This is a genomic window from Roseiflexus sp., assembly GCF_057785375.1.
In genome coordinates, this window is the sequence record NZ_JBYNRX010000048.1 from 1 (window position 1) to 12,894 (window position 12,894).

Here is a 12,894-nt window from a genome sequence, read left to right on the forward strand (position 1 = left end):
GCGCAACCACGCGCTGCGCGAGGTCTTGAACGGATTGCGCTGGATCGTCCGCGCTTCGGCAGGCTCAGCGCATCGCACGGGAGCGCCCTGGCGCATGATGCCCAACGCTCCGCCGCCGTGGTACACCGTCTATCAGCAAACCCAGCGCTGGCTGAAGGCTGGGGTCGTTGCAACGCTCGTCCATGATCGGCGCGCGCGGTGATCGTTGACGCGCGCACGATGCAATCGCCCCCCCTGCCCCCCCCCGCAGGGGTGGGGAAAGGGGGGGCGCAGCGCGCGCCGGCGATGACGGGCATAAACGCCGCAAGGGCAGCAAGGTCCACGTGGCTGAAGCGGTTCATTACCTTTATGCTCGAAAGTACATAACAGGCTCTAGATCATAGGAGTATCACCATGTCCGAATTCCGCGACCTGAAACCAGAAGAGTTCAGGATTTTCTTCGAACCGGCATCGAAAGGCGACTCCAGCGCCCTCCGAATACGCGATTTTCTGGAATTGCCTTTTGCAGATGATGTCACGCTGAAAAGTCCGTTCGGCAATATCGATATCCCGGTTCCTGGCGGCAGCATACGACAGCACTTGATGCGGCGCCTGGATGAGTTCGGCGGGATGGACGCCTACGTCACGCTTAATATCGCCAGCGTTTCCTTTCATGTCGAAGTTCCGATCGAGGGAAACAAACCGCGCACGCCTGAGGAAATGGATGCCATGATGAGGCGTGAGCTGGAGACTCGCGGGCTCAGATCCATCCATGTGCCAATATCCGGATCGAACTTGCCAACTGGACGGTCAAGCCCTGATAATCTGTGAGAATGCGGCGAAGGAGGTAACCAATGTCCGCGAATGCATGGCCCGTCAATATTGTGAAACAGGACGTGACGCGCTTCACCAAAACCGAGCGTGCTGACGGCTATGATTTTGAACTGGCGCTGCGTTTTGAGCGCACTAATCAGACAACGATGGATATCGCAGCGGTCGGCTCGGTCACCGAAACGCCGACCGGTCGTGTGTGGACGATGCAGATGAATGTCCGTGGCGCACTGGTGTTGACGCCAGCGCAGCTTCCCGCACGAATTGCCGCCAACATTACGTATGGCGATGTGGTCGATGATACACGCGCTAATGTTGTCGAAATCGTCACACAATGCGTGCAAGCCCCGCCGGGGCTGCTGATGCCAGGGCGCGGTCAGCGTCCACGACATGCCTGCTGGTGCATGTTGATCGTTGCGCCTTGCATAACGAATGCGCGAACATCTTGTCTGACTGAACGTCACTTGGTAGAACGAAACTGCTGCGATGAGGTCCGACGGCACGGTCTTGCAGCGTGGCACAATCGCCGGAGGAAGATGCCACAGGTCAGCAAGGTGGTCCGGGCTGGCATTGGCGGTCGCCGCAATCGTCGGGGGCGGCGACGGCTGTGCGATCTGGCGCGCACAAAGGTCGGCGGCGCGTCAATGAGTAGGCGCACATCCGTGCTCTGGCGGCTTCGAGATGCCCGGCGTGGAGTGGGATCGGCGCTGATACGCCGCCAATGGCAGCGCGCAGTCTCGCCAGTGGAGGCTCATGGGCGTGTGACCGGCATGCACGGTTGTTCGAGCGGAGTGAGCGCCAATGATATTGCCTCCGTGCGTCAGGGATGTTATCGGGTATTGCACATGCGGGTCCATCGTGATGGTTGCGTTCTAGTAGAATGATCAACCAGATGTTGCCCAATCATTGCCCGTGTTGACCGACGAGCGACTGAAGCTGGTTGGGCCTGTCGAAGCCAACGTCAGCCGCTCTACGTCCCCTTGACCGTCCAGGTTTCTGGTTGATCGCTTATAAGCGACGACAATGCATCAGAAGCGCCGTTCGTCGCCTGCCGCCGTCGCTGCGCGCAGCATCGTCGTGGGCAGCGTGATAATAGCACGCACTATCATCAGATTCGGTGCAGCCTGCGTCCTGTCATTGAGACGCTGAGTCTCCAACGATGGCGATGCACTGGGGAGGCGCTTTTGATGTCAATGTTGGGCGTCCCTTTGGCAATCCTCCAGGACGCACCGCCGCGCCCCTCTATCTTCGCTCCCTGCGCAGAACGCCTTGTACTGTTGCAGTGCAGCCGATGCACCGTCCCGCTACCTTCCACCTTCCCACCTTCCACCCTCGCCTCTCGCGCCTCGTTCCTCGCTGGAAAATCCTTGCCGCTTCCCTCTTGATCTCTGCGCCAGAGGCTGCTATACTGCGAACAGGTGTTTAGCATTTGTGTTCGGAGTACTATGCGCCCGCTTCGCGAAACCCGGGAGGCGCTCAGCCTGCGTTCAACCGCCACGCCGTCGGTCGCCGCGCCGATTGCGGTGATCGGCAGCCCCAACTCCACCACCCACTTCACCGTCGATATCCTCGAAACCGCGCGCGACCGCGCGCTCGACCACGCCTGGGTCGTCTTTGACGTCGCCGAACGGTTCAACGGCAAGGTGTACCGCAAACGCGCGCTCTGTCAGATGGGCGGGATCGTCACGCGCAACCGCTGGCACGAGGACCCGGTGATCCGCGCGGTGATCAAACGCCAGGGGGCGCTTCCCGCGCTCTCCGGCGAGAGCGACCTGACGGCGGCGCAACTCTCGGCGCTGGGCGTCTTTCTGCTCGATGAACAGGGGCGCGTGGTGCGTCGCACCACCCTCTCGACCCCGCCGCCGTCGGGGACGCTGGTTTACCCGGCGGATGCCGCTACTTTGCAGGACCTGGTGCATACCGAGCCGGGGATTTTCTACGCCGGGCAGTCGCCGGGGGATGGGTTGCCGGCGCCGCTGACGCTGCGCCACTTCGGTTCCACCGAGCAGGGCGGGTTTGGCGAGGCGGTGATGCTTGGCATCTTTGGGCAGACGCGCAGCGGCAAGTCGATTCTGGCGGCGCAACTGCTCGCCGGCTTTGCCGCCAATCCGCAGATGGGCATTCTGGTCATCGATCCGCAGGGTGAGTTCGGGCGCGACCGCTTCGCCGCCGGGGATCACCGGGTTGATTTCAGCATCCGTCGCCTGCTCGCCGGTCTGCGTCAGCGCCGCGAGGTGGTTGCGCTGACGACCGATGATGTGGCGATGGAGGGCGCGGAGGCGTTTACCGAATTGCTGCGCCGCGCCGGGTTCTTCGATAGCCTGGGGTTTAAGGGCGCCAACAAGGAACGCGAAGCTGCCGAACGGCTGGCGGGCATGCTTGCCGAACTGACCGACTCCGCCGGTCGGCGTCGCCCCATCCGCGATCTGACAGCCGCCGATCTGCCGCTGCTCGTGAAGGACCTGGCGCGTTTCGCCGATGTGATCTATGCCACCCGTCCCGGCACAGTACCGGGGGAAGGGCAGCGCGCCGCCGACGTGCTGGCGCGCTACCACCTCGACGAGGCGCGTCTGCGCCGTCTGTGGCACGAGACGCTGCACCGCTTCCGCACCGAACCGGGCGGACGTCAGCCGTTGTCACAGGTGATCCAGCAGGTGCTGGCGGATCGCGCAATTGTTATTCTGTCGTTCGCCCAGGAAAATGTCGCCGAGACGCCATATTTCTTGTTGAACGAAATCCTGACCCGGCTGCGCCAGGTGATCCATCGTTCGTTTCAGGACGGGCGCGCCTCGAATGCGCTGGTGCTCCTCGACGAGGCGCACCTGTTCGCAGGGGAACACGCCGACGACGCTGGCGACGGCGCGCGCACCCGCTCCTTGCTGGCGCAGAGCATCCGCATGACCGGCAAGTATGGCGTGGGCTGGATGTTCATCACCCAGACGCTCCACGACTTCGACAAGACCATCCTCCGGCAGTTGCAGGTCAAAATCTTCGGGCAGGGGTTCAAACTCGGCGCCGACCGCGAGTATGTCGAGACGGAACTGGGCAGAGAAGGGTTTGCCCGCTACTGTTCCCTCCCCGACCCGAAGCGCACCGGACGCTACACCTTCATGGTCACCGGTCCGATTGTGGCGCTCGGCAGCTTGGGGACGCCGCTGGTGCTCCAGGGATTCCGCAGCGTTGACGACCTGATGCGCGCCAATGCGCACGTGTTCAGGGTGGATGAGGTATAAGGCGGGCAGATGCTTTGCCCCTTTCCCCCCTTGCCTCCCGCTCCCACCAGGGGAGAGGGGGGAACACTGCTCCCCTGCCCCTCTATGGGGGAGGGACAGGAGGTGGGGGAGACAGCAGACTGTTCTCGTTTCCCTTCTCCCCCTCACCCCCCTGCCCCCCTCTCCCACCAGGGGAGAGGGGAACACTGCTCCCCTCCCCCTCTATGGGGGAGGGGCAGGGGGTGGGGGAGACCGCAGACGGTTCTCGTTTCCCTTCTCCCCCTTGCCCCCCGCTCCCACCAGGGGAGAGGGGGGAACACTGCTCCCCTGCCCCTCTATGGGGGAGGGGCAGGGGGTGGGGGAGGCAGCAGACGGTTCTCGTTTCCCTTCTCCCCCTCACCCCCCTGCCCCCCTTCGCTCACGAGGGGAGCAGAGGGCGTTGGGTGAGGCGGCGCCTCTCACGTACCGGCGTCCTTTTTAACGTGGCTATCAATACGATTACTTGAAAATGCTTGTTTTGCAAGGCGACCAGAGCGCCGCAGCCCTCGACACCGGAAACGCCGCGCCAACCGACGAAGAGAGGTGCGCCGATGAGACCACCTGACTCCGCCTTGCTCAATCGCCGTCAATCCGTCACACATTGCCTTTCTGGTGGTATACTGCTGGAAAGAAAAACAGCAAGGATGGCACACCAGACATATGACGGTCCAGTACGATATCGGTCTTTCTCCACACACCCGCTCGCACGCGCGCCTTCCCGAACCGCTTCGCTTTCCACCGGGGTTTTTGTGGGGAACCGCCGCCAGCGCGCATCAGGTCGAAGGGCAGAACACCAACAACCAGTGGTGGGTTTGGGAGCAGCAGGGGCGCTGCTGGCACGGCGACGTGTCCGGCGATGCTTGCGGTTGGTGGCGCGATGCGGAAGGCGACCTGGATCGCGCCGCGAAACTCGGCACGAATGCTCATCGCATGTCCATCGAGTGGAGCCGTATCGAGCCGGAAGAGGGACGGTTCGACCGCCACGCAATCCGTCGCTACCGTGAAATCGTCGGCGGCATCGTCGGGCGCGGGATGACGCCGATGATTACGCTCCACCATTTCACCAATCCGCTCTGGATTGAAGCGCAGGGCGCCTGGTTGAACCCGGCGACCCCAAAGCGATTTGCGCAGTTCGTCGCGTATGCGGTTGAAGAACTGGGCGATCTCTGCAATCTCTGGTGCACCGTCAACGAACCGACGGTCTATGCCGCGTTGAGTTATCTCCAGGGCGTCTGGCCCCCCGGACGGCGCAATATCGTGCAGGCGCTGCGGGTCTTCGCCAATTTGATGCGTGGGCACGAATTGGCGGCGCAGATGGTCCACAAACAGCATCCGGCGCATCGCGTCGGCATTGTGCATCATAAACGGGTTCTCGATCCCGCCTCGCCCGCCGGTCACGATGTTTTGATGACGGTGATGTACGATTATCTGGTCAATGGATTGGTGTTGCGGCGGCTGCGCGATACATCCGATTTCTTCGGGCTGAACTACTACAGCCGCGATCATATCGCCTTCGACCTGCGCCGGCCGTACCATCTGTTCATTCGCCGCTTCACGCCGCCGCACCTCGAGCAGAGCGATGCGGGCATGGAGGGCGCTTTCGGCGAAATCTACCCCAACGGTCTGTACCGCGCGCTCAAGCGAGTCTACCGCTGGTTGAAACTGCCGATCTATGTGACCGAAACCGGGCTGCCGGACGCGGATGACAATCAGCGCCCGCGTTTCCTGCTCAATCACCTGGAGTCGGTGCATCGCGCGATCCAGGAGGGCATCGATGTGCGCGGCGTCTTTATCTGGTCGCTGGTGGACAATTTTGAGTGGGCGGAGGGATGGGGGTTGCGCTTTGGGCTGTATGCCCTTAACGAGCGTACCGGTGAGCGGCGGATGCGTCCTTCCGCTGCGCTCTACGCCATTATCACTCGCGCGAATGCCATCCCTGCGCCCGGGGCGCTGTGAGAGGCGAGAGGCGAGAGGCGAGAGGTGAGAGGTGAGAGGTGAGAGGCGAGAGGCGAGAGGTGAGAGGTGAGAGGTGAGAGGCGAGAGGCGAGGGGTGAGAGGCGAGAGGTGAGAGGCGAGAGGCGAGGGGTGAGAGGTGAGAGGTGAGAGGTGAGAGGCGAGAGGTGAGAGGTGAGAGGCGAGAGGTCAACGTCTGGTTTATCGCCTCATCAGGAGGACACAATGCACGATCAGTGGGCTGCCATCGATGACTACATCATCGGTCTGTTTCCGTCGGACCCGACGCTCGATGCGGTGCTGCACGCAACGCGCGACGCCGGGATGCCGCAGATCAATGTCTCGCCAGTTCAGGCACGGTTGCTGCACGTCCTGGCGCTGGCTTGCAACGCCCGGAAGATTCTGGAGATCGGGATGCTGGCGGGATACAGCGCGATCTCGATGGCGCGCGCGTTGCCTGCCGATGGAAGATTGATCACGCTGGAGTTTGATCCGAAGCATGCTGATGTGGCGCGCGCCAACATCGCGCGCGCCGGTCTTGCCGACCGGGTGGAGGTGCGCCTGGGCGCGGCGCTCGACACTCTGCCGCAGCTTGCCGCAGAGGACGCAGGACCATTCGACCTGATCTTTATCGATGCCGATAAGGTCAATCTGACAGCCTATTTCGATTGGTCGGTGCGTCTGGCGCGCCCCGGTAGCCTGATTGTCGTCGATAACGTCATCCGTTGCGGCGATGTGCTCGACGCTACAAGCGACGATGCCGGGTTGCAGGGTGTACGCCGCTTCAACGAAGCGCTCGCCGCCGACCCGCGCGTCACGGCGACGATCTTGCAGACCGTCGGGAGCAAGGGGCATGACGGGCTGGCGCTGGCAGTGGTGAGGGGGTAAGAACTGAGAACTGAGGACTGAGAACCAAGAACTAAGAACCGAGAACCGCTTCGTCTGCATCCGCGTTGAGCCGTGTTCTATGACAAGCCATGCGCATATGTACGATATTCTCTTTGAGCCGGTGCGAATTGGACCGGTGACCGCGCCGAACCGTTTCTACCAGGTTCCGCATTGCAACGGCATGGGGTATCGCATGCCGCGCGCGCTGGCAGAGATGCGCCGCGTCAAAGCCGAGGGCGGCTGGGGCGTCGTTTGCACCGAAGAGGTCGAAATCCATCATTCGAGCGATCTGACGCCGTTCTTCGAGGGGCGTCTGTGGAGCGACGATGACATTCCGGCGCTGGCGCTGATGGCGGAGGCTGTGCATCGCCACGGCGCGCTCGCGGGGATCGAACTGACCCACAATGGCCACGACGCGCTCAATTATTACTCACGCGCCACATCGCTCGGTCCCCGCTCGATTGGATTGATGGGGGGCACGGGCTTCGAGCCGGGACAGTGCCGCCGGATGGACCGCGAGGATATTCAAAACCTGCGCCGCTGGCATCGGAAGGCGGCGCTACGCGCCAAACGCGCCGGTTTCGACATCGTCTACTGCTATGCCGGGCATGGCTTGAGCCTGGCGATGCACTTTCTGCTGCGCCGCTTCAACGACCGTACCGATGAGTATGGCGGCAGCCTGACCAACCGTGTGCGCCTCTTCCGCGAATTGATCGAAGAGACGAAAGAGGCCGTCGGCGATCGCTGCGCGGTTGCGGTGCGCATGGCTGTCGATGAATTGCTCGGCGATGAAGGTCTCACCTGTCAGGGGGAGGCGTATGAGATCGTTGCGATGCTGGCGGAACTTCCCGATCTGTGGGATGTCAACATTTCCGCGTGGAGCAATGACTCGGCGTCGTCGCGCTTCGAGAAGGAAGGGTTCCAGGAACCGTACATCGCTTTTGTCAAGCGACTGACGAGCAAACCGGTGGTGGGCGTGGGGCGCTACACCTCGCCGGAGTCGATGGTTTCGGCGGTGCAGCGTGGTATGCTCGACTTTATCGGCGCTGCGCGCCCTTCGATTGCCGATCCCTTTCTGCCGCGCAAGATTCGGGAAGGGCGCGTCGAAGACATTCGTGAGTGCATCGGGTGCAACGTTTGCGTCTCCAGCGACAACAAGTGCGTGCCGATCCGCTGCACTCAGAATCCAACGATGGGAGAAGAATGGCGACGCGGATGGCATCCTGAAACGATTGCTCCAAAGCGCAGCGATGCAGAAATCCTGGTTGTCGGCGCCGGTCCGGCCGGTTTGGAGTGCGCCAGAGCGCTCGGTCAGCGCGGCTATCGGGTCGCGCTGGTCGAGGCGCGGCGTGAACCGGGCGGGCGGGTGGCGCGCGAGGCGCGGCTGCCCGGTTTGAGCGAATGGCGGCGTGTGATCGACTGGCGGTTGACTCAGATCGCGCGTATGCCGAATGTCCAGGTGCTGCCGGGGAATCCCATGACCGCTGCCGATGTTCTGGAGAGCGGGTATGCGCATGTGATTGTTGCCACCGGCGCCACCTGGCGACGCGACGGCGTGGGGCGCACCGTGCATCATCCTCTCCCCGGATGCGATCTGCCGCACGTTTTCACCCCCGATGACATTATGGATGGACGCCTGCCGGAAGGTTGTGTTGTGATCTACGATGACGATCACTACTACATGGGGGGTGTGCTGGCAGAATTGCTGGCGCGTCGGGGATGCAGCGTCGCTCTGTGCACGTCGGCGCCGCTGGTGTCGCACTGGTCACAGTTCACGCTTGAACAGGAGCGCATCGAGCGCCGTCTGCGCGACCTTGACGTTGGCATCCACACGCGCAGCGCACTCAGCGCGATTCACGCCGGCGCTGTAACGGTGTATGACATCGCCACAAATCGCGCAACCGACCTGACGTGTGAGGCGGTGGTGATCGTCGCCGATCGCGCGCCACGCGACGAATTGGCGATCGACCTGGCGCAGGCGCGCGCTGAGGGTCGTCTTCGCACCCTGCGGGTCATCGGCGATGCCGACGCGCCGCACATCATCGCGCAGGCGGTCTTCGCCGGGCATCTGGCGGCGCGCGAGTTCGATGAGATGCCGGATGTCGATGCGCCGCCGTTTATGAGAGAGGTTATTCCGTTGAACGTTGAACTTCGAGAAGGCGCAATTCACGCGCGCGGGCAAGCGCCAGCATGCGGCTGTTGACCTGGAGTTTGCTGTAGAGGCTCTTGATGTGGTAGCGTACCGTATTGACGCTCACAACGAGTTCGTCAGCGATCTGCCGGTAGGTCAATCCGTGCGCCATCAATCGTAGCACATCACGCTCACGGTTGGTCAGCGGTTCCGGCAGTCCTGGACGATCAATCGCACGCTTGCGCACTGAAGACGGGAATGCTTCTAGCAGACGATTCGTATAGTCGCTTCCGATACGATGGAGCAATTGCGCCAGACGCGCACCCCCATCGAGAAAGACGCGCACGTATCCTTCCGGCTCTGCTATGCTCAGAGCGCGTTGGAGATGATCAAGGGCTGCGGCTTCGTCGTTCAATGCGTCACATGCCAGCGCACGCAGGATCAACGCTTCGATCATCCGCCCCTGGCGACCGGATTGCCCGGCAGATACGATAATATCGTCCAGTAGCGCGCAGGCGTCGGCATTGCGTCCCTGGCGCAACAGCAGGCGCGCCCGCGCCAGTGGCAGATCCTCGCGGATATTGCCGGCGGTCGACTCAACCACCGTACCGCGACTTGCAAGGACATGCCGGGCTTTTGTCGCTGCGCCCTGCTCGAGATACAGGTACACTCGTTCTGCAAGGAGCATTGGCTCGATCCACGCCGGAACTCCCTGAGCCACAAACGTCGCAGCGGCATCGAGCGCAATTTGCGCCCCCGCCAGATCGCCCTGTGCGCGCCGTAACCGTGCCAGGTGAAGGTGGCACTGCGCCAGTGCAGCGGTATGCCCGCTCTGCTGCGCAAGGTCCAGGGCGTGCTGCAAGTAGCGTTGCGCTTCGTCCAGCCGGTTGCGCTCGATCAGGACGGCGCTATACGCGATGAACACAGGACTGGCAGCCGGGATGAAAACTGCTGACTGCAACGCTGGTTGAAGGGCGGCTTCGGCGCTGCGAAGCCGTCCCTGCGTCAGGTAGAGCAAACCGAGGTGGGCGCGCCCGAGGAGCGCCGGTAGTGGCAGCCGCGCCGCCTGACATAGCGGCACAGCATGTTCATACGCCGCAATAGCGTCGTCCACGTCGCCAGACGCGCGTAGCGCACCGGCAATTGCCGTGTGCGCCACTGCCTGCGCAATGAGATGGTCGGCAGGAGCAAGATCGAGCGCCCGCCGGGCATGCGCGAGCGCCTCAGCCACCCGTCCCTGCGTTTCGGCGAGAACGGCGCGCGCGGCGTGCAGTTCTCCGTGCAGTGCAGGATTATCCGGCGGAATGGACGCTTCCGCCTGGGCGAGGTATGGCGCAACCTCGCTGTAGCGTCCGCGCAGGATCAATGCCCACGCAAAGGCGACACCGGTGCGGGGCAACGTCTGCCGCCATGCATCGGGCAACAGGTTCAACCAGCGCTCAAGGAGCGCTGCCCGTCCTTCCATCACCAGCGTGCTGGCAGAGCGCTCGATCAACTGCGCCGCGCGTGCGAAGTCGCGCCCGGCAAACGCATATTCAACAGCCTGCTCGATGTCGCCATGCGCTGCATGCCAGGCTGCCGCGCGCCGGTACAGGACATCGATGTCTTCGGGGAATGTGCGACGCGCCTGCCCGCACAGCAGATCGCCAAACAACTGGTGGAAGCGAAACCAGGGTTCACCGTCCGGCGCAGGCAATCCCAACCGGATGATGAACAGATGACCCTGCGCCAGCGTTTCGAGCAGTGCGGCGCTGCCGGTCATTTCTGCTACTGCGTCGCAGAGTGAGCCGCAGAACCGATCCAGGATGGAGATGCGGAGTAGAAAGGTGCGAATCTCCGCCGGTTGCTGCGCAAGCGTCTCTTCGGTCAGGTAGTCGATAATGAAGCGGTTGCTCTGCGCCAGTCGCGCAATCCGGTCGTGCCGCGTCAGCGATGGCGCCGCGCTCTCCTCGCGCAACGCCAGCCCGGCCAGGTACAATCCAGCGGGCCACCCCTCGGTCTGGTCGAGCAGGATCGTGGTGTCTTCTTCACTCAACCCCAGGCGCATGATGCCGTTGAGCAGCGCCGTCGCCTCGTCCTGATCGAACCGCAGATCGGCTGCGCGCACTTCGAGCAACTTTCCCTGTGCGCGCCAATGGTGGAGCGGCAGCGGCGGATCGGTGCGCGTGATGAACACAATGTGCAGATTCGACGGCGCATGCTCGACCAGAAAGGTCAGGTCGTCGTGAATGGCAGACGGCTCGACCAGGTGGTAATCGTCCAGGACGAGCGCCAGACGCTGTGACTGCGCTGCGATTTCGTTGAGCGTCACGGCGAGCAGCGGACGGACCGGCGCGGGTTGCGGTCCGGCAAGCGACTCGATCATTGCGGCGGCGCAATCGGGGAGGGCGGTGTGCAGCGCCAGCGCCACGTACCGCCAGAACTGAACCGGGTCGTTGTCGTAGATGTCGAGGGTGAGCCACGCGAACGCCGTTCCGTGCTCCTTTTGGAGCGCGTGCAGTGTCTCCTGCATCGCCGTTGTTTTGCCGAAGCCTGCCGGGGCGCTGACGAGCGTCACCGGAACATCGATGAGATGGCGCAACCGTGGGGTAAGGCGCTGGCGGGGAATGAAACGATAATGGGGGGCGGGTCGGGCGATTTTGGTTATGAGCAGCGATTCGCTCATAGAACCCCGATCATTGTCTGTCCTTTCTGATACTGCATTGTATCGCAAGTCCGCCGGGGCGCGTGCGTCGCACTAGTAAGTGATACGAGTTACGCGGTGGCGCATTTTCTGGCTTCGCCAGAGCCTGAGGCAGCGTGGTGCTCGCATCAAGGTGGTAGGGTGCGGCGGCATTGCCGCCGCACCCTACCACAAAAGAAGATAAGTACCGCTCTGCCGAAGGCAAAAAGAGCCATCACACGGCTCGTCCATGAGGGGACCGCGTAAGTCCTGTAAGTGATGAATGATGAGCGAGGTATTTACGCCTCTGCGCCTTTGTGTGAGTGACGAGCGCCCGCCCATAACCATTCATGCTTCCCTGTTGGTGCTCGGGCGGGTCCAGCCCACCCGCTCCGTTCCCATCCGCCTGCGCGGACGATCGGCTGCAGGCCCTTCAGGGGTGATTTCAATCGCTGGCAGCCGCGCGTTCAGCGTGACCGTCACCGCTCGACAGGATACCCGGCGCGTTGCCAGGCGAGAATCCCGCCCTGCATGTTGTGGACGCGGGTGAATCCATTGCGCCGCAGAAAGTCGGTGATCTGCCCGCTCCGGTTGCCGCTACGACACGTGACAATCACCGTTTTGTCGGTTGGGATGTCGCTCAGGCGAGCGGGAATCGTTCCCATCGGGATGAGCTGCACGCCAGGAATGTGCCCGGCGGCGTATTCCTCCGGCTCGCGCACATCGAGCAGCACCACATCATCGCGCCCCATAATCGCGCGCACCGTGGCGACATTGACGTTGAGCGACAGGTTCGCAACATCGATGGCGCTCGATTGGGCTGTATTCGGTGCGGCAGGCATAGACGCCGCAGGCGCGCCGGCGCAGGAAGCCAGCGCGAATGTTGCCGTCATGAGCAGGAGGAGGAAGAAACGTTTCATGTCGTATGCTCCGTTGAAGAATCGAGAACTGAGAACCAAGAACTGAGAACCGGGAACCAACTCACCACTCTTTTTTATGATGTGTCTTCAAGGCAAAAGGTTACTGCCGGATAACCCTTCCACACCTCCGCCCCACTTGCCTCTCACCTCTCGCCTCTCACCTCTCAGTTCACATCCCCCAATTTCACCGCCTGGAACAACCGGATGCGCGCCAGCGAGGCGCCAAGCGCCAACAACGAGAGCATCAGCGTCACGCCGAATGCCGCATAGATGCCCGCC

Annotated in this window: 8 protein-coding genes and 1 pseudogene; 7 read left to right on the forward strand and 2 right to left on the reverse strand. The window is 62.6% G+C overall.

All coding sequences use genetic code 11. From position 1 onward, the window contains the following. The 7 genes and pseudogenes from AC3EA7_RS08595 to AC3EA7_RS08625 all read left to right on the forward strand — a co-directional run. Window positions 1-329: pseudogene (locus tag AC3EA7_RS08595) on the forward strand (transposase); the annotation flags it as partial. A gap of 64 nt (window positions 330-393) precedes the next feature. Further along, a complete protein-coding gene (locus tag AC3EA7_RS08600) occupies window positions 394-810 on the forward strand; it encodes a hypothetical protein (protein WP_488613631.1) in 417 nt (138 codons plus the stop codon). A gap of 23 nt (window positions 811-833) precedes the next feature. Further along, window positions 834-1,694, forward strand: a complete 861-nt coding sequence (locus AC3EA7_RS08605) for a hypothetical protein (protein ID WP_488613632.1) — start codon at window positions 834-836, stop codon at window positions 1,692-1,694. 561 nt (window positions 1,695-2,255) lie between these two features. Then, complete coding sequence (locus AC3EA7_RS08610) at window positions 2,256-4,043, forward strand: ATP-binding protein (protein ID WP_488613633.1); 1,788 nt, start codon at window positions 2,256-2,258, stop codon at window positions 4,041-4,043. 678 nt (window positions 4,044-4,721) lie between these two features. Further along, window positions 4,722-6,017 carry a glycoside hydrolase family 1 protein gene (locus AC3EA7_RS08615; protein WP_488613634.1) on the forward strand — a complete coding sequence of 432 codons (1,296 nt, stop codon included), beginning with the start codon at window positions 4,722-4,724 and terminating at the stop codon, window positions 6,015-6,017. A 222-nt stretch (window positions 6,018-6,239) separates the two neighbouring features. After that, the gene (locus AC3EA7_RS08620; RefSeq protein WP_488613635.1) at window positions 6,240-6,902 is read left to right on the forward strand and encodes an O-methyltransferase; all 663 of its coding nucleotides are present in this window, start codon (window positions 6,240-6,242) and stop codon (window positions 6,900-6,902) included. Between the two features lie 79 nt (window positions 6,903-6,981). Further along, window positions 6,982-9,105, forward strand: coding sequence for an oxidoreductase (locus AC3EA7_RS08625; protein WP_488613636.1), 2,124 nt, complete (start codon window positions 6,982-6,984; stop codon window positions 9,103-9,105). Here the strand turns inward: AC3EA7_RS08625 and AC3EA7_RS08630 are convergent. Together AC3EA7_RS08630 and AC3EA7_RS08635 are read right to left on the reverse strand one after the other, a co-directional pair. Then, a complete protein-coding gene (locus tag AC3EA7_RS08630; RefSeq protein WP_488613637.1) occupies window positions 9,032-11,698 on the reverse strand; it encodes a winged helix-turn-helix domain-containing protein in 2,667 nt (888 codons plus the stop codon). The two genes, AC3EA7_RS08625 and AC3EA7_RS08630, sit on opposite strands and share 74 nt — an antisense overlap. A gap of 476 nt (window positions 11,699-12,174) precedes the next feature. Continuing rightward, complete coding sequence (locus AC3EA7_RS08635; protein ID WP_488613638.1) at window positions 12,175-12,615, reverse strand: rhodanese-like domain-containing protein; 441 nt, start codon at window positions 12,613-12,615, stop codon at window positions 12,175-12,177. Between the last annotated feature and the right edge of the window lie 279 nt (window positions 12,616-12,894).

Coding starts and splice junctions, on each gene's coding strand:
- AC3EA7_RS08600 (WP_488613631.1), top strand. CDS start 394: ATGTCCGAATTCCGCGACCTGAAACCAGAAGAGTTCAGGATTTTCTTC.
- AC3EA7_RS08605 (WP_488613632.1), top strand. CDS start 834: ATGTCCGCGAATGCATGGCCCGTCAATATTGTGAAACAGGACGTGACG.
- AC3EA7_RS08610 (WP_488613633.1), top strand. CDS start 2,256: ATGCGCCCGCTTCGCGAAACCCGGGAGGCGCTCAGCCTGCGTTCAACC.
- AC3EA7_RS08615 (WP_488613634.1), top strand. CDS start 4,722: ATGACGGTCCAGTACGATATCGGTCTTTCTCCACACACCCGCTCGCAC.
- AC3EA7_RS08620 (WP_488613635.1), top strand. CDS start 6,240: ATGCACGATCAGTGGGCTGCCATCGATGACTACATCATCGGTCTGTTT.
- AC3EA7_RS08625 (WP_488613636.1), top strand. CDS start 6,982: ATGACAAGCCATGCGCATATGTACGATATTCTCTTTGAGCCGGTGCGA.
- AC3EA7_RS08630 (WP_488613637.1), bottom strand. CDS start 11,698: ATGAGCGAATCGCTGCTCATAACCAAAATCGCCCGACCCGCCCCCCAT.
- AC3EA7_RS08635 (WP_488613638.1), bottom strand. CDS start 12,615: ATGAAACGTTTCTTCCTCCTCCTGCTCATGACGGCAACATTCGCGCTG.